Below are 21,371 nucleotides of genomic sequence, written 5' to 3' on the forward strand. Positions count from 1 at the left end.
CAGCGACTCTTCTTTTTAAACCGTTTTTATATTTTCATATTATTTTTTTATATTAATACCTTGTTAATAACAGTGATGTGACCGATTATGACCACTCAGCCGCAACCGAATCCTGAGACCGCCACCAATACAGACAATACTGACACCGCCCTTGCATTAAAAGACCGCTTTCGCAAGTTTATGCCCGTCATCGTCGATGTCGAGACCGCAGGCTTTAACGCGCAGACCGATGCGCTACTTGAGATTGCATGTATTCCTATCTTGATGGATGAGTCAGGCACTTTTTATGCAGGCGACGCCCTAAATGCGCATATCGAGCCGTTTGAAGGCGCAAACCTTGAGCCGCGAGCGCTCGAATTTACAGGCATTGACCCCAAAAACCCATTGCGTAAAGCCATCGCCGAAGACGAAAAAACTGCATTGCGCCGTATTTTTAAAGCGCTAAAAGAAGTGCGCCGTGATGCTGAATGTCGTCAGTGTGTGCTGGTTGGACACAATGCGCATTTTGATTTGAATTTTTTAAATGCTGCGGTCGCCCGTACCAACAGTAAAAATCACAACCCATTCCATCAGTTTTCGGTATTGGATACGGTCAGCTTATCTGCGCTGGCTTTTGGGCAAACCGTACTTGCCCGCGCATGTAAAGCCGCTGGCCTTGAGTTTGATGGCAATAATGCGCACTCAGCACTATACGACACGCAAAAGACTGCTGAATTGTTTTGTCATATTTTAAACCGTTACCCTATGTTGCCCAACGCTTTACATATTGAGCAAACAAAGGTAGAGTTAAAAGACGACGACACGGTATAGTATGCCTAATCCGCCCACATTGCTCGTCACATCACTTGCTGTGGGCTAAAATCAGTAAAAGAAAAGGAAAAATTATGAGTAGGTACTGACGCTTGATGCCAAAGATGCCCATTTAATCTATAAGGCACAGCGAGCGCGTTACTCTTATCTTGTCTGTCATAAGCGTTTAGGCAAATTAAGGAGGACACCTTATGGAACCGCATCATGTCGTATGGTCAACCATCATTGGCTATATGGTACTGGCCATCAGTATCAGCATCATCACCTCGATATGGATACGCTATCATTTGAGACGTAAAGACCTAAAACCACGTCGCGCCCTCAAAAAACGCTACCTAACCTTAAAGAAAAAACGCCGAGCAAAAAGATATCAAAAAAATAGTGAAAAAAGTGAAAAACATGCTTGACACCCTCAAGTGCTCCCCCTATAATACGCACCACTTCGACACAAATGGTGAAAGCAGTTGAAGTGAAGTCCAGTCCCCATCGTCTAGAGGCCTAGGACATCGCCCTTTCACGGCGGTAACCGGGGTTCGAATCCCCGTGGGGACGCCACATTCGATATCGTCAGATATCACCAAAAACGCTCAAAGCTATCTTGGCTTTGAGCGTTTTTTTATGCTTGTAGTCAAGCGACCTTGCCACTCCCTCATTTTTTAAATGTTTTGTCTTTTAACGTACATATCCCTTATTTTAAAAATAGAGGCACAAAAAAACCAGCCGAACAAGGCTGGATTTTTTCTACAAATAACACTTAAAACGTTGTCGATAATAGGAACCACAGGACGGCAATCACAACCAGCGCCCCAAGGACAGCTTGAATAAGTAAAAACGCCTGATGCTCGCCAACGACTTTATCTAGCGTCATACCAAGCGCACTGTACTTGATAGGCTGGGTATCATCGACGTTCACATCTTCTTGCTTGTCATAGTATTGATGCAACAGCGATAAGAACTTTTCACTCTCATACGCTGTCCACTCGTAGGGCTTAAACGGCATCATTTTTTTGATACGATCTTCTTTAAACAGCCAGCGCTCAAGTACGATAGAGCGTAATGACCAGCTGTGAAAACGACGGTCGTCAATCGGTGAAAAATCAAGAATTGTAAAGTCTTTATGACGATCATCTTTTAATAGATTGTTTTTAAGGTTCGTCAGTGTTTGTTCAGTGCCTTCGACACACTGAAAAAAGCAACCATTGCCATAACACAAGATACCTGTAACGTCGTGTTTTTTGTTGGCATGTACTGCAATCTCTGCAATATCATTCAACGTACTTGAGCCTGATAGACCCATCGAAGTGATGTGACTGATATACACCAATTGGTAAAGGTCGTCTACGCTATCGAGTAGTGGGTCATTATAAGAAGACACCGTGTTTCTCCTTTGAGTTGGTAGAACGGTGACAGACGATTAACCCTTTAGTAGGCAATCTGAATACTGCATGTCACGATAGACTGAGTAAAAGGGAATTTTAACAATTATATAGCAATATATATAAATTTGGTTACATCATAGGACAGTTAGTTATACAAAGCAACCCATACCAGTAAAACAGGTAAATTACTGACGTACAGGATTCCTATCGTCCGAAAAACCTAATATTTCGTACAATAACAAAGATTTAGTCTTTTAAAATTATTTGTGAGTGTTAAGAATAGCAGTAAGTAACATTAAGTCTTCTGGGTAGGTCAGTTTGATATTTTGACGACTGCCATTTACCAAACGAATGGGAAGCTGTAAGTATTCAAAGGCGCTGGCCTCATCTGTGACATGATATTTATGCGCAATGACATGGTCAAGGACTTTTTTCAAGGCACCCATACGAAACACTTGTGGGGTAAATGCTTGCCACAGGTTATTGCGATCAATAGTGCAATCGATACTTTGATGATTGTCACTTTTTTTGAGGGTATCGGCAACGGGCGCTGCCAATATGGCGCCGTAGGGTTCGTTTGCTGCAGCATCAATCACGGCAGTAATGTCATTGCTACTAACCGCAGGACGTGCTGCATCATGAATAAGAATTAAATCGTCTGCTGCTGCGCCTGAATCTATGATATGCGTGAGACCTGCGACAACCGATTGCCAACGCTCCTCGCCTCCAATGGCATAATCAACAGGCAAAGCAAAATTAAGCAAACGTGCCCTATCATCATCGCTTGCAATGACCAGTAAACACCGTTCAATATAAGTACAAGTCGATAAGGCAGCAACGCTATGCTCAAGCAAGGTTTTATCTAACAGGCGGGTATATTGTTTGGGTATCGTAGCCCCAAAGCGGCTGCCGCGACCTGCCGCAACAATCATAGGATAAATGGTGGGTAATTGCGTATCCATAGCCAAGTGCTGACACTTCCTTTAACGGCTGCTGTGGGTGGTCGGTGCTGTGGTCATCTGTACAAAGGTTTCGCCAGGCTTAATCAGACCCAAGTCCAAGCGCGCATGCTCTTCAACCGCTTCAAGACCCGTCTTTAAGTCATGGACATCGGTACGCAGCAGCTCATTGGCTGCAATTTGCTTATCATTCGCCAGCTGCTGCGCGTCTATTTCTTTACGCAGCTCTTTGTGCGCAAAATGGCCATTTTCACCCAGCCAATACTGGTATTGCAGCCCAGCGAGCACGATAAGAGCAAAAACAATCAGGCTAAACTGGCTTACGTATTTCATAGATAACCGTGTTTAATGTGGGTAGTGTCAGTAGCGAACCGACGACAGCATGAATAATATGGGACTTGGCAAACGACTTAGATAATGACAGCGCCATTATCTAAACGGTCTATAAATCCTCACTGTTTGCTAAAATATTTGCCTTTAAAAACAACAAGCGCGCAACGGTGACGCGCTTATTGTTTTGCTATTTATGCCTATCAAACCCTTATTGCCCAAGGCGTAGTATATATACGCACTTGGGACAACAGGTTCGTATTTAGCCGCGTAGACCGATGAACTCTTCACGGCCACGGTAGCTTGCGCGTACTTGTTGCTCAATACGTAGCAGTTGGTTGTACTTAGCGACGCGGTCTGAGCGGCATAGTGAGCCTGTTTTAATTTGACCTGCCGCAGTACCGACCGCCAAATCAGCAATCGTGCTGTCTTCAGTTTCGCCTGAACGGTGCGAGATGATGGTCGCGTAGCCGTTTTTCTTCGCAAGATAAATGGCATCTAGCGTTTCAGACAGCGTGCCGATTTGGTTAAATTTAATCAAAATGGCGTTCGCAATCTTCTTATCAATACCTTCTTGTAAGATGCTTGGATTGGTCACGAATAAATCATCACCGACCAGCTGTACTTTGTCACCGATTTGCTCAGTCAAGTACGCCCAGCCATCCCAATCTGACTCATCAAGACCATCTTCGATAGAGATGATTGGGTATTGACGGGTCAAGCCCACCAAGTAATCTGAGAAACCTTGGCTGTCAAAGGCCTTGTTGCCCTCGCCTGCCAATACGTACTGACCGTTTTTGTAAAACTCGCTGGCCGCACAGTCTAGCGCAAGATGGATGTCTTGGCCTGGCTTATAGCCCACTTGCTCAATCGCTTTCATGATAACGGTAATAGCTTCTTCGTTGCTACGCAAGTCAGGGGCAAAGCCGCCTTCGTCACCAACAGCAGTATTTAAGCCTTGGGCGCGAAGTACTGATTTTAGGCTGTGGAAAATCTCAGTGCCTGCACGTAGCGCTTCAGAAAAGCTACTAAAGCCAACGGGCTCAATCATGAATTCTTGAATATCAACGGTATTGTCCGCGTGCTCACCACCATTTAGGATGTTCATCATTGGCACAGGCATGGTCAATGAGGTTTGATTACGCAAGTTGGCGATGTACTGGTGCAGCGGCAGATTTTGAGACTTAGCAGCGGCTTTCGCAGCAGCAAGTGATACGGCCAACATGGCGTTTGCGCCTAGGTTGTCTTTATTGTCGGTACCGTCTAGCGCAATCATTGCATCATCAATGCGCTGCTGCTCATTCACGTCAATCTCTACAAGCGCGCTACGGATATGACTGTTGACGTTCGCTACCGCTTTTTTAACGCCTTTGCCCATGTAGCGGTCTTTGTCGCCGTCACGCAGCTCTAACGCTTCACGTGAACCTGTAGAGGCACCACTTGGCGCGGCAGCACGACCAACCGTACCATCAGCCAAGATAACATCGGCTTCGATGGTTGGGTTGCCGCGTGAATCTAGGATTTCGCGGGCACGGATGTCGGTAATTTCAGTAACGTTGTTGGTGTTTTCAGCGTACATGATGTCTACTAATTCCTTTGGTCATGCCAAGTTAAGGGATAAAAAGGGATAACGCATGCAAAAATACGATTGGGTGATATTTTACTATTAATATCAAGTCAATGTATAGCAGCTATCGGCGCACATTTCCAAGCACAAGGCATCATAGCACAAGTTACCTAAAACATCGCGCCTCACAAGACCACGCTCTAATGCTTAGGCGCTTTTTTGTTCTGCGGCTTCAGGGTCTGTCTTGGGTGCGGTGTCATGGTCTTTTATAGCTTTATCATCCGCGCTGGCGTTTTCGGGCAGCGTGTCAGGCAGCTCAATCGGACTTGAAAAGCGCGTTAAGCGCAAGGCATTCATAAGTACAGAAACGGAGCTGAGCGCCATGGCCGCCGCCGCAATCATTGGGTTTAAAAAGCCCAGTGCTGCTAATGGAATCCCTAAGCAGTTATAGATAAAGGCAAAAAATAGATTTTGCTTAATATTTTTCACGGTAGCGTGGGCGATTTTTTGTGCGGCGTTAATGTGCATCAGTGATTCGCCCATTAGGCGCGCCGAGGCACTATGCTGCGCGACATCCGTACCTTCAAACATGGCAAAGCTGGCATCGGCAGTGGCCATTGCAGGTGCGTCATTCACGCCATCACCCGCCATGGCAACTTTGCGCCCAGCGGCTTGCAATTCGGCAATTTGATTGGCTTTGTCACGCGGACTCATTTCACCTAACGCCGCATCAATGCCTAGCGTGTCCGCCACATGATTGGCGACCGATTGCTTGTCGCCACTCATCAAAATAACGTCAATGCCCGCAGCTTGTAATGCTTTAATTGCCGCTGGTGTGTCGGCCTTGATATCGTCCGCTAAGGCAAATGCGCCAAGTGGCTCATCATTAATACTGACCGCGACCGTACTGGCCACTTGCCATACTTTTGGCATGTGCTTGGGTAAAGATAAGTGCGCAAAGTCAGGCGTACCGACTTTGATAACGCCCAAATCAGGCAATGTAGCGGCGATGCCTTTGCCTTGTACCACTTCAATATCGGTAACGGATAGCAGCTCAAGACGACGCGCTTTTGCGGTACGTACGATGGCAGACGCTAATGGATGACTGGCGTGGACTTCAACACTGGCGGCAAGCTGCAAAACGTCATTGCTGTCGATACTGCTATCGACCATGACGCTATCGACGACGCTGGGTTTACCAACCGTCAAGGTGCCTGTTTTATCAAGCACCACGGTGTCAATATCGCCTGCTGCCTCTAGACTTTGTGCGTCTTTAAACCACACACCATGACGCGCTGCCACACCCATACCTGCCATGATTGCTGCAGGTGTGGCGAGTCCCAGTGCGCAAGGGCAAGCAATGACCAAGACAGAGACCGCGTGCATCAGAGCGGTATCCACTTGCTGTGTCAGCCACCACGTTATGACAAAGGTCAGTAAGGCAATCACCACCACTACAGGAACGAATATCGCTGTCACTCTATCCGCAAGACGCGCCAATGCAGCCTTTGAGCCTTGTGCGTCATTAAGTGCCTTAACCATATCCCCAAGCTTGGTGTCGCTACCTTTTGCATTTACGCGATACAGTAGGCTGCCGTTTTCGACCAAGGCGCCTGCCAGCACCGTATCACCGACGTGCTTTTCTAAAGGCACGGACTCGCCTGTCAAATGACTCTCTTCACACCAGCCTGCCCCCTCAATCACCGTGCCATCGGTTGCGATACGGCTGCCTTGCTTGGCACGTAGAACGTCGCCTTTTTCGACCAGCTTCACATCCATATCTTGAAATGAGCCATCAGCCTGCTGCTGCTCGACCGTCTCAGGGGTTAAGGACAACAATAAATCAATACTGTTTAAGCTGTGTTTTTTGGTGCGCGCTTCTAAATACTTACCCAAACGTACAAAGGCAATCACCATCACGCCTGCCTCAAAGTACACAGGTGCGCCGTGGTGCATGGCAAATAGGCTCTCTAAACTGCCATCACCATGACTGAGCCACACATAGGTGGAGTATGCCCAAATAGTCACCGTACCAATAACCACCAGCACGTCCATGTTAGCAAGACCGCCTTTAATAGACGCCCAAGCGCTTTGATAAAAAGGTAAGGCCAAGCCAAACTGAACCACAGTCGCAATCACAAACTGTAGCCAAATCGGTAGCATCCACGCCATGCCTTGACCCAGCAGCATACCCAGCATGCCCACCAAAAATGGCAGCAAGCACACCAATAGCGCCAGTAAGCGCCACGGTGGCGGTGTTTTGTCCTGTTCGGTTTGGGTAAATAAGTCTTCGTCCGCCTGAATATTGGCGACATAGCCTGTTTTGTTCACCCACTCGACAATTTGTTCTTCATTGGTTTGACTGGCGTCATAATCAATATTTGCTGTCTCACCTGCATAGTTGACGCTTGCCTGATGAATAGCAGGCTTTTTGTTCAATACTTTTTCAATGCGGGTGGCGCAGGCCTGACAAGACATCCCTTCAATCGACAATTGCAAATGCGTCCCTTGTTCAGGCACTGTTGTTTTTTGCTCAACATCGGCATCTACTTGATAAGGGTGTGCTTGGTCATCACTCATAGTCAACTCAGTACGCTTGTCATAAAAACAAGATTAAAAAAACTAGGAAATATGGCTGCTTTATCTGTGCTCATCAATGATAAACGCAGCGCTCATAAAGGTATTAAGGTTACTTGCCTTTGGAACAGATTTCAAACGCATTTTGAACCATTTTAAAACGATAAGCCAAGGCAATATGCTATCTGCCAAAACAAAAAACCAGCGATAAACGCTGGTTATGAATTGTATTGCCAAATTATGCGTTGGCGACGCGGGCATCAAACCCTGCGTCACTAATGGCCTCAGCAATCGCTTCGGCGCTGGTTTGCGCGTCATCAAAAGTCGCTGTTGCCTGATTGTCTGACAGCTCTACGGTTAGCGTGTGTAGACCATCAATGTCCGCAGTCGCTGTATGCACGCTGGCCACACAGCCACCACAGGTCATGCCATCGATATGGATAATACGGGTTTGATCACTCATTGATTACTCCTTATTATTTTTTATTTACGCTTTAGGATTTTGCGGGGCATCTACTGGATATGGCTGCGTCACATAGTCCACCATGCTAACAGCCGCAGTCAGGGCGTGGATACTCGTCTGCGTATCATCATAATGCACTCTTGCTGCATTGCCTGATTGAACCAAAGCGACCTCAATAACGCCAGTGATGTTATATAGCGCGGTCAAGACACTTTGCCTTCCTTCCTCATCGTCAATATTATGAATATCAACTTGGGCATGCTGTATCGTCATTTTATGCTCCTAAAGCTATCTAATTGTTATATGAAATAAGCATAACAACAATGCTCCAAACCCATACTACGCTTTAAATACGCTGACTGTGTATCAATGCGTATCTAAAATTTCAAAACCTTTTACCAAATCGTCAATCTGTTTTAACTGCTTTAAGAACGGCTCAAGCTGACTCATGCGTAGCGCACATGGGCCATCGCACTTGGCCGCTTCAGGATTGGGATGCGCTTCTAAAAATAGACCCGCCAGTCCTGTTGCCATACCTGCACGCGCCAAGGTGCTGATTTGCTCACGGCGTCCGCCTGCGCTATCACTGCGCGCGCCTGGCTGCTGCAAGCTGTGCGTGACATCAAAGAATACCGGTACATCCATCTGCTTCATCGTATCAAAACCAAGCATATCCACAATCAGATTGTTATACCCAAAGGCACTACCGCGCTCGCACAGAATAATCTTATCATTACCCGCCTCTAAGCATTTATTGATAATATGACGCATCTCATGCGGTGCTAAAAACTGCGCTTTTTTGATATTAATAATAGCGCCTGTTGCTGCCATCGCCTGCACAAGGTCAGTTTGGCGCGACAAAAACGCGGGTAGCTGGATAATATCTGCCACTTCAGCAACAGGCGCTGCTTGATAGGGCTCGTGCACGTCCGTGATGATGGGTACATCAAAATGCTCTTTAATCTGCCCCAGCCAATCAACGCCTTGCTCAAGACCTGGCCCACGAAATGAATATAGGCTTGAGCGGTTGGCCTTATCAAAGCTTGCCTTAAACACATAGCCGATGCCAAGACGATTGCAAATATCAATATATTGCTCAGCAATGTCGAACGCCATGTCCTTTGATTCCAGCACATTCATACCGCCAAACAATACAAAAGGCTGATCATTACCGATCGTGATATCGTTTAAGGTAATGTGTGATTGGGCAGCAGGTAATTTGTCCATGCTTAGTATCCTATAAAAGCCAATAAATACCACATTGTAACCGATAGCCGCACAAAAAAAAGACCAATCTGGCGACTGGTCTTTTCGATCATTAAGCTTTTATAACGCTATAGTTAATACCAATTACAAAGCGGCGTGATGGTCTTTTGCCGCTTTAACAAAGCTGTTAAACAGTGGATGACCGCCACGTGGTGAGCTGGTGAACTCTGGGTGGAACTGTACCGCCACAAACCAAGGATGCTCACTAATCTCGACCGACTCAACCAAATGCTGCTTGGCAGAGTAGCCTGAGATTTTCATGCCGTGTTGCTCAAGCGGCTCAATATAGCGGTTGTTCATCTCATAACGATGGCGATGACGCTCACTGATACGTGTTGCGCCATAAATTTGGCTCAATTTGCTGCCCGCAACCAACTCTGCTTGCTGCGCGCCAAGGCGCATGGTGCCGCCAAGATCTGAATCATCGCTACGAATCTGTAGCTCGCCGCGCTCATCCAACCATTCGGTAATCAGACCAATAATCGGCTCAGCGGTTTTGCGGTCAAATTCAGATGAATTGGCATCTATTTTTAGCACGTTACGGGCATATTCAATGACTGCCAGCTGCATACCTAAGCAAATACCCAAGTACGGTACGTTGTTCTCACGCGCATAGGTGACGGCTTTTAGCTTACCGACTGTGCCACGCTCACCAAAACCACCTGGAACCAAGATAGCATCGGCTTGCTTTAAGCGCGCAAACAGGCTGTCATCTGTTTCTAGACGTTCAGCATCAATATAGTCGATGTCGACAGACACCTGATGGGTAAAGCCAGCATGCAATAATGCTTCGTTGATGGATTTATACGCATCAGGCAGCTCAACGTATTTACCAACCATAGCTACGGTAACGCTCGACTCAGGGTTCAGCTGTGCCTCAACCACTTTGTCCCAATCGCTTAAATCCGCTTCTGGCAAATCCATGCCAAAGCGTTCACAAATCAAATCGTCTAGGTCTTGCTCATAGAGTGCGCGCGGAATCTGATAGATGCTTTGAGCGTCTTGGCACATAATGACCGCACGCTCTTCAACGTTAGTAAATAGCGCAATCTTACGGCGGTTGTCTGGGGAAATATAATGCTCAGAACGGCAAATCAAGATATCAGGCTGCAAGCCGATTGAGCGCAGTTCTTTTACGGAGTGCTGTGTTGGCTTGGTTTTGGTTTCGCCAGCACTTGAGATATAAGGCACGAGCGTCAAGTGCATCAGCATCGCACGGTTGCGACCGAGCTCTACCTGCATCTGACGTACTGCTTCCATAAAGGGCAATGATTCGATGTCACCGACCGTACCGCCAATCTCAATAATGGCGATATCGTAACCTTCGCCACTGGCAAGGATTTTATTTTTGATTTCGTCAGTGATGTGCGGAATCACCTGTACTGTGCCGCCCAAATATTCACCACGGCGTTCTTTATTCAGTACGGTTTGATAAATGCGCCCACTGGTAAAGTTATTGCTTTTACTCATTTTTGAATGACGTAAAAAGCGCTCGTAATATCCCAAATCCAAATCGGTCTCCGCACCATCGTCGGTCACGAACACTTCACCGTGCTGGAAGGGGCTCATCGTACCTGGATCTACGTTAATGTACGGATCCATTTTGGTCATGGTCACTTTTACGCCACGGGCTTCGAGTACCGCAGCTAATGAAGCGGCGGTAATACCTTTTCCTAGTGAGGACACTACCCCACCGGTCACAAAAATAAACTTGGTCATAGTACTCTGTCGGTCATTGGTAAAAGAGGATTTTACTAAAAATGCGCTGCAAAATATAGGGTAAAACGCCAACTCTAGCAAACTTTATATAGACAGCTCAAAATGGCTGACTACATATAACAAAAAACTCACCCCGAAGGATGAGTTTTTTTAACTACATGGTAGCGTTGGTATTAGAATTTGTATTCTAGACCAGTACCAACTACTACAACTTCAGCGTCACCGCGGGTAGATACCACACCGGTGTCTGTGTTAAGCGTTTTAAGATCATCAGCACTGTTAATACCAGCATAAGCATGAGCAATGATGTTGTCTTTAAAGAAGTATTGACCACCTACAACGATTTGGTCTGAATCTGAGCCATCCCAGCCATTTAGGTTATCGGTCTTGTTGTACTGTGCATATACAGTAGCTGGACGAGCAAAGTTATTTAGGCCCATTGAAGCACTTAAGATTAGACCTTTTTCTTTCTCAGTATCACGAGCATAATCGTAATCAGCGACTTGGTATAGTGCACCTAGAGTCAAAGGAGCAGCCATGTATTTGCCAAGATCCACAGTCGCGGTACCACGAATGATATCACCAGAGATATTTTGATCTTTGTCATAAGCAACACCTGCAGTGAAGCCAGTACCTTGATCAAACATAGCCGCAACACCGAAACCAGAATCGTTGTTATAGTTTTGATCGTCAGAGCTATACATCGCAGTCAACTGCAATGGAAGACCGTCGTACTGTGGTGCAGTCCAAATCACTGAGCTATTGATACGGCTACTATCAGCCATATTCAACGCTTCAACAACTTGGTTTTCAGTATCGTTATTACCTAGGTTATCCCAGTAACCTTGGTTAACGATAACGTTGTTGATTTTATCTAGGCTAGATTGGTTTTTACCAACACGGAATTCACCAAACTGTTTGTTTTTAAGACCTAGATAAGTATCACGGTTAGAAAAAGTAGCTTTGTCACCATCAATACTTGTGCCGTATTCCAACTGATAGATAACATCAGTATTGGCAGTCATGGCTTCAGAACCTTTAAAACCTAAACGAGAAGAGTGAGAATTAATCTCTAATGTATCTTCATCAAAATCGCCACCAGCAACGCGCGAATCAAAATCAGCGTTTACGTAGTCAGCAGCTAAGAAAGCTTTACCGTAGATAGTAGGAGCTGCTTGCGCTGCAGATACAGATAGAGCAGCAACGGCAGAAGCTAAAAGTAGTTTTTTCATGGGGAATCTCTCCACTTTACAATTTTAAAAAAAGGCTGGCTGGTATTAGCTGGTGCCCTCAGCGGTATTGTTACAAATCCTTGAACATAACGTCTTATGTAACCGGCTACCGAAATCCACTAGAGTTTAGTATAGGACTGTTATATTACTGTAAGATGAAAAAATAAATCAATGCAAAGCTGTTGGTTATCTGCAAGACTAATATTCTTATCTCGTTCTGCGTAACATCAGTTACTAAACTCATACTTCGGATACAAGCATAACAACTTTGTCATAATTTGCAACATTTTTTTTAGAATTTTAATTGGGGTCTTTCAATAACATATCTCACTGTTTTGAATGATAATTATTCTTATTTAATAGTTAGATATTGCGACAAAAATGCACGAAAAAAAGCGCTATAGCTGATTGTTTCTAAAGCTATAACGCTACACTTGAGTAATATTTTAGGCTAACAAGTACACTATAAAGGACAATCAGGTGTCTGTTTTTAAGGCTAAGCGAGCCTTGTGTAATAAGGGTTCAGTATAGCCATTGGGCTGTGTCTTTCCTTCGAATACCAAATCACACGCCGCCTTAAAAGCAGCAGAATGCGTCAAATCATCAGTCATCGATAGGTAGCTGTCATCATCTTTATTTTGATTATCAACTACGGCAGCCATACGTTCTAGTGTATTCATTACTTGCTCACGACTGACGATGCCATGATGTAGCCAATTAGCAACATGCTGGCTGGAGATACGCAGCGTTGCACGGTCTTCCATTAAGCCCACATCGTTAATATCAGGCACTTTTGAGCAGCCGACCCCTTGATTGACCCAGCGCACGACATAGCCCAAGATACCTTGAATATTGTTGTCCAGCTCTTGTTGCTTTTCGTCATCGCTCCAATCGGTACGCTTAGCCAAAGGAATGGTCAGAATATCGTCAATACTGGCGCGTTCGCGCTGGCGCAGCTTATCTTGCACCTCAGGCACGTTCACGGCGTGATAGTGCATACTGTGCAGCGTCGCCCCTGTTGGTGACGGCACCCAAGCAGTCGTTGCCCCTGCTTGTGGGTGCGCCATTTTGGTATCCAGCATCTCTTTCATTTCATCAGGCTTTGCCCACATGCCTTTACCGATTTGCCCATGTCCAGGCAAGCCCGTCGCTAGCCCAATATCCACGTTCCATGCTTCATACGCTGGCTGCCATGCTTGCGACTTCATATCGCCTTTACGCACGAACGCGCCTGCCAGCATGCTGGTATGCATCTCATCGCCTGTGCGATCCAAAAAGCCTGTATTAATAAAAATAATGCGATGGCGCGCTTCATAAATACAGGCTTTTAGATTAACAGTAGTACGCCGCTCTTCATCCATCACGCCCATTTTGATGCTGTAACGCGGCAAGTCTAATAAGTCCTCAACCGCATTAAACACGTCATTGGTAAATTTAACTTCGTCAGGGCCGTGCATTTTTGGCTTAACGATATACATGCTGCCTGTGCGCGAGTTGGGCAACGGATTATTACCACGAATATCAGGCAGGCTGAGCAGCGGCGTAATGAGCGCATCCATCAGCCCTTCAAATATTGCTTCTTGCCCCGCGTCGGTTTTAACCAAGATTGCAGGGTTACGCATCAGATGCCCAACATTACGAATGAGCAGCAGCGAGCGCCCAGACAAGCTAAACGGCTGCCCATTAGGGGCAATATAATCGCGGTCAGGATGCATGCGCCGTGTTTGCACCTTGCCGCCTTTATTAAACGTTTCGCTCAGCGTGCCAGTCATTAAACCAAACCAATTGCGGTACACCATCAGCTTGTCTTCAGCATCAACCGCAGCGACCGAATCTTCACAATCTTGAATGGTGGTGACTGCCGCCTCCAGCAGCATGTCCTTGATATGCGCGGGATCGTCTTGCCCGATCGGATGATTGGCATCGATTTGTATCTCAACGTGCAGCTGATTGTTTTTTAATAAAATAGATTGCGGCGCATCAATATTGCCTGTGTAGCCCACAAACTGCGCGCTATTTTGTAGCGAGGTGGTAGCGCTGTCCTGCTGAATCTGTAGCGCACCGTCTGCCACTTTAAAGCCTGTCACCGTTTTATAGCTGCCGTCTTGCAACGCAAAATGCTGGTCTAAAAAATCTTTGGCATACGCCACGACCGCCGCGCCGCGTTTGGGGTTATAGCCTTGCCCGCCCTCTTTACCATCGGCATCATCAATCACATCTGTACCGTATAGCGCGTCATAAAGGCTGCCCCAGCGCGCGTTGGTCGCGTTTAGTGCATAGCGGGCATTTTTGACAGGGACGACCAACTGAGGGCCTGCCATCTGTGCAATCTCGGCATCGACATTGTCCGTTGTGACGCTAAAGTCTTCAGGCTCAGGCAACAGATAGCCAATCTCTTGTAAAAAATTTTTATAAGTCGGATAGTCAATCTGTCCATCAGCAGCGGGGTGGTTACGGTGCCAATCATCAATCTGCGCTTGCATCGTATCACGGATATCTAGTAGCGCCTGATTGCGCGGGGTAAGTTGTTGTATTATCGCCTCAAACCCTGACCAGTAAGTGTCGCTGTCTATCCCCACAGTCGGTAAGACTTCATTGGTAATAAACTGATATAGCGCAGCATCAATAGCAAGACTGCCATGTTGAATACGATCAGGATGCGTAGAGCGTGTCATAATGATGTCCTTATCTGTTATCGTTATTGGTAAAATACAAAATATCGTAGAGTTTTATCCTACTATCAAACAACAAAATAAACAATAAAATATCATTTATTATAAAAATGTTAGTTTTTTCTTGGCATGATGACCTATATACCATCTGCCCCAGACGTTATAATAACGCGCATAGTTTACGGTGACGTGACCGTTCATTAAGACGCTATTTTGTGCATTTGCACCCAAAACTCCGTATCAGCAACCGATTAGGCAAGCAAAAATGAGTTATCAAGAAGACAGTACCGATATTGCCAAGTTACAGCCCGCCGCCAAGGTAGACTTGAGCGCGATTGATGCTTTTTTGGGTGGCGCAACGCCCAAAGCGTGGGTTGATGCGGCACTTGCGCATTTACCCATCATCATTCAAGACCACGCCAACTGTGAAAAAAAGGCAGCAGGCACGGCGATGAACCTGATGTTTCGCTACGAGTTTTCTTATGATTTACAGCAAAAACTCGCGCAGTTGGTGCGTGAAGAGATGCTGCATTACGAGCAGGTGCTTGGCATTATGAAAGAGCGCGGGCAGACGTGGGTACACTTGGGTGCAGGACGCTACGCCAAAGGTATGCTCAAGCACAAACGCACCTATGAGCCTGCGGCAATGGTGGATGTGCTGATTATTGGCGCGTTTATCGAAGCGCGCTCGTGTGAGCGTTTTGCCGCCTTGTCCGTAGCGATTGATGATGAACGCTTGGCGCGTTATTACCGCTATTTACTCAAGTCAGAAAGCCGTCATTTTGAGGATTACTTGCAGCTTGCGCAATCGCTGTCTGATACCGATATCAGCGAGCGTGTGGCGTTCTTTAAGGCGGTAGAGTGGGAGTTGATTCAAACGCCTGATACCGAGCTGCGCTTTCATAGCGGCGTGCCTGCCCTACCCTTAGATGACAAAACATTGTCAGCGCTAGAAACCGCAACCGCTGAGCAAGCATAATATAAATTATAAAAAAGGCGACCACACATTAAATGCCGTCGCCTTTTATTTATGATTCATATAAAAATTAATAATCTTTGTCGTTTTTGACCACACCGTGCGGGTCATGGTCAGGCGTTTTGCGTGCTGCTGCCGCTGGATTGACTTTTTCTAATGCATTATCAGGAACGACGCCGTGATTGTCATCGGCATCTTGTAGCGTGTAGCCGTCGTCTGTCACAGCCTCTTCGTCATCGTGTTTATCGTTGCTCATTATCGTATCCTTATTATCATCTCAATAGTATGGTTGCCTCTTGACGATTAATTGTCTTTTTCATCTACATTTAGTGTACGACTTTGGGCATTATCGATATTGGCATAACGGTTTTGATTCGTAATGGCATCGCTTTCTTGATGGTCTTCACGCACATTGTTTTCGTTGATGTTGTCATCAAAAGCATTGCCCTTTTGATCGCGGCGATCAGGCTGGCGTGCAGGATTGTCATTGTCGTTGACGTGCTCGCTCTCAACCACGCCTTCTTCAAAAGTATCTGTGCCTTTATTCACGCTAGTATTGTCTTCTAACTCGTCATGCTCTGCAGGATTGGGATTGCTGACCAGAGCTTCGTCTGTATACGCTTCATCCGTTGCTACACGCTCATCAGTACGGCGGTATTGGTTTTCAGTTGTCTGCATCATAGGTCCTTATTTATCATTACTGTTTTTAAAAAATTTACTTTGAATAATTGAGTTACCAAGCTTAAAAATGCGCTCTTAGACGGCAGTTTTATTATTTTGATATTGAGGCGTTATTTAGGCTGGTTTTGTTCTTTGCTTAAATCATGCGCGTTTAAATCCGCAATGTTTTTGCCGCCAACAGGCAAGTCCTCAGCTTGGCGTGGGTCAGCATAGACTTCATCGGTCTCTTGAGAATCTTGCTCAGGCCCGTCAATTTCAGGCTGATATTTGCGCCCTTCGTAGCTGTCTTTTGGATTGGTCGTATCTTCATTTACCGCGCTGGCTAATGGCTCTTTGTGCGTCGTATCGCTATCATCTGTATGGTGTGTCATCGCTGTCGTCCTTTATTCCATTATTATTTTTGGTAATCATGTTTCTTAGTATAAGGGCGCAAAAACGCTGCTTGCCAGTAGCACGCGGTATCAATATGTATAAAAATGTGAGGTTAGGCGGTGGTTTGTAACTTTGCCTTAAATTTTGCCTTAAATGATGCTTTAAAGGCTTTGCGATAATAAAAAAGCCAAACGCAGCAGGTACGTTTGGCTTTTGTTGTCTGGCTGGGTTTAGCTGCCGCGTTTACAGCTCGCCATTGCTATCGACATTGTTAATCCGTGCCAGCAAATACTCTTGAGCGCTGTGCAATGGCGCATCGGGCGCACGGCGGACACGCGACCACGTGCCATCACCTGCCAGCGTCCATGCTTGCACATTGTCTTGTAAATAGTTCATCAATCCTTCTTCAAAAATCTGCTTAAACAATTTTTTGTCCTCAATAGGAAATGCCACTTCGACACGGTGAAACAAATTGCGATCCATCCAATCAGCGCTGCCGCAGTACAGACGCTCATCACCGTTATTATAAAAATAATAGATGCGCGTGTGCTCTAAGAAACGCCCAACGACTGAGCGCACGTGGATATTTTCGGACAATCCCGCCACTTGCGGACGCAAACAGCAAATCGAGCGTAGTATCAGCTCAATCTTAACGCCCGCTTGTGAGGCATCGTACAGCTTGTCCATCAGGCGACGCTCGGTTAAGGCGTTGGCTTTGATAATAATGCGTGCCTCTTTTCCTGCTTTAGCATGAGCAATTTCATCGTCAATAAATCGCATCAAACTGTCATGTAAAGTAAACGGCGCATGCAATATTTTTTTGAGGTTGGCAGGTTTGCCCATACCCGTCAGCTCTTGGAAAATCTTATGCACGTCTTCTGAGATATCAGGGTCGGCAGTGAACAGCCCGTAATCGGTATAGACCTTGGCGTTGCTCGCGTGATAGTTACCCGTACCCAAATGTACATAGCGACGGATTTTTTCGTCTTCGCGGCGCACAATCAGCATCAGCTTGGCGTGGGTTTTATAACCGACGATACCGTATACCACCACCGCGCCCGCTTCTTGTAAAAAGTTAGCAACAGCGATGTTTGATGCTTCATCAAAACGCGCACGCAGCTCGATAATGGCGGTGACTTCTTTGCCATTACGCGCGGCAGCCGCAAGGGCTTTGACGATTTCGGAGTTGGTGCCAGAGCGGTACAAGGTCTGCTTAATCGCCAAAACCTTGGGGTCATACGCCGCTTGCCAGAGTAAGTTAATAATGGGTGAAAACGCATGAAACGGATGATGCACCAGCACATCGCGCTTACGAATCGCAGAAAACATACTGGTACTGCGCTGTGGCGGCTGCGGGTCACGGCGGAACGGCTTGGGCACGACGTGGGTAAACGGCTGATAACGTAGCGCTGGAATATTGAAATCAAACAATAAGCGCGTGAGGTTCACAGGGCCATTGACGCGGTACAGCTGATTGGGGTGCAGCTCAAACTCGTTGAGCAAATAATCGCTAATCGGCGCGGGACAATCGGTGGTGACTTCGAGGCGCACTTTATCACCAAAGCGGCGGTTTTCCAACTCGCCCTCAAGTGCCTTGGCAATATCATCCACATCTTCGGCCAAGTCCAAATCAGCATTACGCGTCAGGCGGAACTGATGGCAACCTGTCACGTTCATGCCAGGGAACAGCTCGCCAATGTGCTCATGAATGACAGCGGACAGCATGACGTGGTGCTCTTTACCGCCCGTCAATTCATCAGGCAAGCGAATCACACGTGGCAAGCTGCGCGGCGCAGGCACAATCGCCAGATTAATATCTCGCCCAAAAGCGTCTTTACCCTCTAAAGTCACGATAAAGTTGAGGCTCTTATTCACCAGACGCGGGAATGGATGCGCGGGGTCAATGCTAATCGGCGTTAATACAGGCGAGACTTGCTCAGTAAAGTACTGCTTCATCCATGCCGACTGCTCGGCGTTTAGCTCATCGCGTTTAAGATAGCGGATGTCTTGCTCAGCAAGCGCAGGTAAAATATCTTCATTTAACAGCTGATACTGGGTATCAATCGCCGCGTGTGCCGTCTGCGCAATCTCATGCAAAATCTCGCTCGGGCGCATGCCGCTCGGCGCGGTACGCTCATCGCTGATGTTTAGCTTTTGCATGAGCCCAGCCACGCGGATTTCAAAAAACTCATCCATGTTCGATGAAAAAATCATCAAAAAGAACAAACGCTCTAATAACGGGTGACGCTCGTCCGCCGCTTGGGCGAGTACACGCCTATTAAAGGCAAGGAGCGACATTTCGCGATTGATATAGCAGCTCGGTGAGTAGCTGCCGTCATCATGGCGCTGCCAATCGATTTCCATTAACTCACTTTTTGGTTCGTCTGGCGGCACTTCTGCCTGTATAGCAGGTGTGGCGGTTTCGGTGCTGGTACTGCTTTGGGTATCGCCCGCATTGTCTTGTGGTGCTTTGTCTTGGGTTATATGGCCTTTATTTGAGGTGTCCACGCTTGGTTCGGTAGAAGTCGGTTCATCAATGGGGCTGGGCGTTTGGTCAGCGGGTCTCATACGGTGTCCTTTGTCCTTATTCATTTTTGATTATCATCGGTGCAGGCTTTTATGATGCCTTTAGTTGTCTGTTTTCGTGCCCAAGAAAATCCTTTGATTTATACCTTGGCACGAGCATCACCTACTGTATACCTTAGCTCCTAGTGATGACAATATCCAGACAACACAAAAGCAAAATAACCAGCCACAAAAAAAGCGCGACCCCAATTGGCAGTCGCGCTTTTTTCATGTTTGCCTTTCTTTATAAAAGGTATAAAAGAAAAACTAAGCCGCGTCAGGCGCTTTGGGCAACACGGCGTTGTTCATACGGCGCTTAACGATGCGCTGTTTGTTACGCAGACGGCGGTCACTGCGGTTGTCTTCGTAGTATTTTGGATTGGTCAAGGTGCTGATAAGAAGTGCCGACTGGTCACGGGTCAACTTGCTCGCAGGCTTGTCATAATAATGCTGCGCCGCCGCTTCGATACCATAGATGCCTTCGCCAAACTCCGCCACGTTTAAGTAAGCCGCTAAGATGCGCTGCTTGTCCCACATGCTCTCAATCATCACGGTGATAATCGCCTCTTCGCCTTTACGCAAATAGGAGCGGTGCGAGGTCAAGAATAGATTTTTTGCCAGCTGCTGAGTGATGGTCGAGCCGCCCGCAGTGGCTTTACCCGAAGCTTCGTTCTTTTTCATCGCCGCTTCAATACCATCCAAATCAAAGCCATTGTGCTGACTGAACTTAGAATCTTCACTGACAATCGCCGCCTGCTTGGCCGACTTGGCAATATCATCATAATCCACCCACGTTTGCGTGACTGTGCCGCCTGAAAGCTGGTGGCTTAGCATAAACATGCTGTGGTTAATCGGCTGGGTTTTCCATATCAAGAGCAGCCCTGCGACCAAGACATGAAAAGCGACGACCAATAGCATAGCAGCTAAAAACAGTCGTTTGATAAATTTGCCAAAAGTCATGCGTTGCCATCCCGATATAAAAAAACGAAGTATAAAAGAGCACACTGTAAAAAAGTGACTATAGTTAACTCTAAATAAAAACGATACAGGACAATAAATTCATTTGATTAAACGCTATTTTCCTTGCTTGCTGTGACTACGTCTCCAGAGGCTGCGAAAAATAGCGTTTAATCTCATCGTATCGATTTTATAGTGAACTGACTATATGATAAATCAGCTAAAATCATGCTGCGCTACCCAGTGAAATACACGCGCGTAGGCGCTATCTTACCCAATCTTAGAAACGCTGTCATTATTTGCCCCATATCCAAGCGATAATCTAAAAAATCAAAATAAAGATTGACAAAATAAACCAAAAAGGTTTTAAATCAGTACTTTTATTAAGGTATTATCACTTATATCGCGTGTTTGCGTCTAATAGAACGGTGTTTAGGTGAGTCTATATATAGCGCTCTTCAGAGTCTATGCGCCTAAAACACAAGACACGTAATAACCGATATGAAGGATAAATAATGAGCCATACCGCCAGCACCACCCAAGACATTCAGAGTCTGCGCGCGCAGATGATGGCAGCTAAGCCTGCGCTCAAAGACGCGGCGGCAGATTGGTGGCTGCTTGGCACAGTGGGCTGTCATTTATGCGACCATGCCGCAGGGGCGCTTGCGCAGCTGGCTGCTGTTTATCCGCAGACCTATACCGACGTGGATATTGCTGACTTTGACGAAGACCTAATGCTTATCTTTGCCGAGCAGATTCCCGTTATCTTAACCCCAAATGCACGTTTGGATTATCCTTTCTCGGTCATGGATTTACAATCCTTACTCGCGTAATCCAAAGCCACTC

General features: G+C 46.5%; 20 protein-coding genes and 1 tRNA gene. 5 read left to right on the forward strand and 16 right to left on the reverse strand.

Features of this window, described 5'->3' with window-relative positions:
• Window positions 1-87: 87 nt before the first annotated feature.
• From rnt to JIE71_RS11885, 3 genes are all read left to right on the forward strand, one after another.
• Window positions 88-810 carry a ribonuclease T gene (gene rnt, locus JIE71_RS11875; protein WP_199508933.1) on the forward strand — a complete coding sequence of 241 codons (723 nt, stop codon included), beginning with the start codon at window positions 88-90 and terminating at the stop codon, window positions 808-810.
• A 191-nt stretch (window positions 811-1,001) separates the two neighbouring features.
• A complete protein-coding gene (locus JIE71_RS11880) occupies window positions 1,002-1,217 on the forward strand; it encodes a hypothetical protein (RefSeq protein ID WP_199508934.1) in 216 nt (71 codons plus the stop codon).
• 72 nt (window positions 1,218-1,289) lie between these two features.
• Window positions 1,290-1,365, forward strand: a tRNA-Glu gene (locus JIE71_RS11885).
• A 199-nt stretch (window positions 1,366-1,564) separates the two neighbouring features.
• Here JIE71_RS11885 and JIE71_RS11890 read toward each other — a convergent pair.
• From JIE71_RS11890 to JIE71_RS11940, 11 genes are all read right to left on the reverse strand, one after another.
• A complete protein-coding gene (locus JIE71_RS11890; RefSeq protein WP_323126938.1) occupies window positions 1,565-2,185 on the reverse strand; it encodes a BLUF domain-containing protein in 621 nt (206 codons plus the stop codon).
• Window positions 2,186-2,449: 264 nt separating this feature from the next.
• Entirely contained in the window at window positions 2,450-3,151 is a 702-nt protein-coding gene (gene ispD, locus JIE71_RS11895) for a 2-C-methyl-D-erythritol 4-phosphate cytidylyltransferase (protein WP_199508935.1), read from the reverse strand.
• Between the two features lie 21 nt (window positions 3,152-3,172).
• A complete protein-coding gene (locus tag JIE71_RS11900; RefSeq protein WP_199508936.1) occupies window positions 3,173-3,481 on the reverse strand; it encodes an FtsB family cell division protein in 309 nt (102 codons plus the stop codon).
• A gap of 259 nt (window positions 3,482-3,740) precedes the next feature.
• Window positions 3,741-5,057 carry a phosphopyruvate hydratase gene (gene eno, locus JIE71_RS11905; protein ID WP_199508937.1) on the reverse strand — a complete coding sequence of 439 codons (1,317 nt, stop codon included), beginning with the start codon at window positions 5,055-5,057 and terminating at the stop codon, window positions 3,741-3,743.
• 195 nt (window positions 5,058-5,252) lie between these two features.
• Complete coding sequence (locus JIE71_RS11910; RefSeq protein WP_199508938.1) at window positions 5,253-7,625, reverse strand: heavy metal translocating P-type ATPase; 2,373 nt, start codon at window positions 7,623-7,625, stop codon at window positions 5,253-5,255.
• Between the two features lie 235 nt (window positions 7,626-7,860).
• Window positions 7,861-8,085, reverse strand: coding sequence for a heavy-metal-associated domain-containing protein (locus JIE71_RS11915; protein WP_199508939.1), 225 nt, complete (start codon window positions 8,083-8,085; stop codon window positions 7,861-7,863).
• Window positions 8,086-8,109: 24 nt separating this feature from the next.
• A complete protein-coding gene (locus JIE71_RS11920; RefSeq protein WP_199508940.1) occupies window positions 8,110-8,358 on the reverse strand; it encodes a hypothetical protein in 249 nt (82 codons plus the stop codon).
• Window positions 8,359-8,451: 93 nt separating this feature from the next.
• Window positions 8,452-9,312 carry a 3-deoxy-8-phosphooctulonate synthase gene (kdsA, locus tag JIE71_RS11925; protein ID WP_199508941.1) on the reverse strand — a complete coding sequence of 287 codons (861 nt, stop codon included), beginning with the start codon at window positions 9,310-9,312 and terminating at the stop codon, window positions 8,452-8,454.
• Between the two features lie 123 nt (window positions 9,313-9,435).
• Window positions 9,436-11,070, reverse strand: a complete 1,635-nt coding sequence (locus JIE71_RS11930; RefSeq protein ID WP_199508942.1) for a CTP synthase — start codon at window positions 11,068-11,070, stop codon at window positions 9,436-9,438.
• Window positions 11,071-11,243: 173 nt separating this feature from the next.
• Entirely contained in the window at window positions 11,244-12,302 is a 1,059-nt protein-coding gene (locus JIE71_RS11935) for a porin (RefSeq protein ID WP_199508943.1), read from the reverse strand.
• Window positions 12,303-12,778: 476 nt separating this feature from the next.
• Window positions 12,779-14,977, reverse strand: coding sequence for a malate synthase G (locus tag JIE71_RS11940; RefSeq protein ID WP_199508944.1), 2,199 nt, complete (start codon window positions 14,975-14,977; stop codon window positions 12,779-12,781).
• A 262-nt stretch (window positions 14,978-15,239) separates the two neighbouring features.
• On the opposite strand from JIE71_RS11940, the gene JIE71_RS11945 reads away from it, so the two are divergent.
• Entirely contained in the window at window positions 15,240-15,953 is a 714-nt protein-coding gene (locus JIE71_RS11945; protein WP_199508945.1) for a tRNA-(ms[2]io[6]A)-hydroxylase, read from the forward strand.
• Between the two features lie 67 nt (window positions 15,954-16,020).
• Here the strand turns inward: JIE71_RS11945 and JIE71_RS11950 are convergent, their stop codons facing one another.
• The 5 genes from JIE71_RS11950 to mtgA form a co-directional block, all read right to left on the reverse strand.
• Window positions 16,021-16,206 carry a hypothetical protein gene (locus tag JIE71_RS11950; RefSeq protein WP_199508946.1) on the reverse strand — a complete coding sequence of 62 codons (186 nt, stop codon included), beginning with the start codon at window positions 16,204-16,206 and terminating at the stop codon, window positions 16,021-16,023.
• A 47-nt stretch (window positions 16,207-16,253) separates the two neighbouring features.
• Entirely contained in the window at window positions 16,254-16,631 is a 378-nt protein-coding gene (locus JIE71_RS11955) for a hypothetical protein (protein ID WP_199508947.1), read from the reverse strand.
• 110 nt (window positions 16,632-16,741) lie between these two features.
• The gene (locus tag JIE71_RS11960; RefSeq protein ID WP_199508948.1) at window positions 16,742-17,002 is read right to left on the reverse strand and encodes a hypothetical protein; all 261 of its coding nucleotides are present in this window, start codon (window positions 17,000-17,002) and stop codon (window positions 16,742-16,744) included.
• 244 nt (window positions 17,003-17,246) lie between these two features.
• Window positions 17,247-19,367, reverse strand: coding sequence for a polyphosphate kinase 1 (ppk1, locus tag JIE71_RS11965; RefSeq protein WP_199508960.1), 2,121 nt, complete (start codon window positions 19,365-19,367; stop codon window positions 17,247-17,249).
• 468 nt (window positions 19,368-19,835) lie between these two features.
• On the reverse strand, window positions 19,836-20,528 hold the full coding sequence (gene mtgA / locus JIE71_RS11970; protein ID WP_199508949.1) for a monofunctional biosynthetic peptidoglycan transglycosylase: 693 nt from the start codon (window positions 20,526-20,528) through the stop codon (window positions 19,836-19,838).
• Between the two features lie 512 nt (window positions 20,529-21,040).
• Here mtgA and JIE71_RS11975 point away from each other — a divergent pair.
• Window positions 21,041-21,358 carry a glutaredoxin family protein gene (locus JIE71_RS11975; RefSeq protein ID WP_199508950.1) on the forward strand — a complete coding sequence of 106 codons (318 nt, stop codon included), beginning with the start codon at window positions 21,041-21,043 and terminating at the stop codon, window positions 21,356-21,358.
• The last annotated feature ends 13 nt before the right edge of the window (window positions 21,359-21,371 follow it).

Source organism: Psychrobacter sp. bablab_jr014 (assembly GCF_016464015.1).
In the GTDB taxonomy this organism is placed as follows: Bacteria; Pseudomonadota; Gammaproteobacteria; order Pseudomonadales; family Moraxellaceae; genus Psychrobacter.

Excerpts from the sequence above, each read along its gene's own strand:
- rnt (WP_199508933.1), top strand. The coding sequence starts at position 88 with ATGACCACTCAGCCGCAACCGAATCCTGAGACCGCCACCAATACAGAC.
- JIE71_RS11920 (WP_199508940.1), bottom strand. The coding sequence starts at position 8,358 with ATGACGATACAGCATGCCCAAGTTGATATTCATAATATTGACGATGAG.
- JIE71_RS11900 (WP_199508936.1), bottom strand. The coding sequence starts at position 3,481 with ATGAAATACGTAAGCCAGTTTAGCCTGATTGTTTTTGCTCTTATCGTG.
- JIE71_RS11975 (WP_199508950.1), top strand. The coding sequence starts at position 21,041 with ATGAGCCATACCGCCAGCACCACCCAAGACATTCAGAGTCTGCGCGCG.
- ppk1 (WP_199508960.1), bottom strand. The coding sequence starts at position 19,367 with ATGGAAATCGATTGGCAGCGCCATGATGACGGCAGCTACTCACCGAGC.
- JIE71_RS11935 (WP_199508943.1), bottom strand. The coding sequence starts at position 12,302 with ATGAAAAAACTACTTTTAGCTTCTGCCGTTGCTGCTCTATCTGTATCT.
- JIE71_RS11945 (WP_199508945.1), top strand. The coding sequence starts at position 15,240 with ATGAGTTATCAAGAAGACAGTACCGATATTGCCAAGTTACAGCCCGCC.
- eno (WP_199508937.1), bottom strand. The coding sequence starts at position 5,057 with ATGTACGCTGAAAACACCAACAACGTTACTGAAATTACCGACATCCGT.
- JIE71_RS11950 (WP_199508946.1), bottom strand. The coding sequence starts at position 16,206 with ATGAGCAACGATAAACACGATGACGAAGAGGCTGTGACAGACGACGGC.
- JIE71_RS11915 (WP_199508939.1), bottom strand. The coding sequence starts at position 8,085 with ATGAGTGATCAAACCCGTATTATCCATATCGATGGCATGACCTGTGGT.
- mtgA (WP_199508949.1), bottom strand. The coding sequence starts at position 20,528 with ATGACTTTTGGCAAATTTATCAAACGACTGTTTTTAGCTGCTATGCTA.
- kdsA (WP_199508941.1), bottom strand. The coding sequence starts at position 9,312 with ATGGACAAATTACCTGCTGCCCAATCACACATTACCTTAAACGATATC.
- JIE71_RS11880 (WP_199508934.1), top strand. The coding sequence starts at position 1,002 with ATGGAACCGCATCATGTCGTATGGTCAACCATCATTGGCTATATGGTA.
- JIE71_RS11930 (WP_199508942.1), bottom strand. The coding sequence starts at position 11,070 with ATGACCAAGTTTATTTTTGTGACCGGTGGGGTAGTGTCCTCACTAGGA.
- JIE71_RS11940 (WP_199508944.1), bottom strand. The coding sequence starts at position 14,977 with ATGACACGCTCTACGCATCCTGATCGTATTCAACATGGCAGTCTTGCT.
- JIE71_RS11910 (WP_199508938.1), bottom strand. The coding sequence starts at position 7,625 with ATGAGTGATGACCAAGCACACCCTTATCAAGTAGATGCCGATGTTGAG.
- JIE71_RS11955 (WP_199508947.1), bottom strand. The coding sequence starts at position 16,631 with ATGATGCAGACAACTGAAAACCAATACCGCCGTACTGATGAGCGTGTA.
- ispD (WP_199508935.1), bottom strand. The coding sequence starts at position 3,151 with ATGGATACGCAATTACCCACCATTTATCCTATGATTGTTGCGGCAGGT.
- JIE71_RS11960 (WP_199508948.1), bottom strand. The coding sequence starts at position 17,002 with ATGACACACCATACAGATGATAGCGATACGACGCACAAAGAGCCATTA.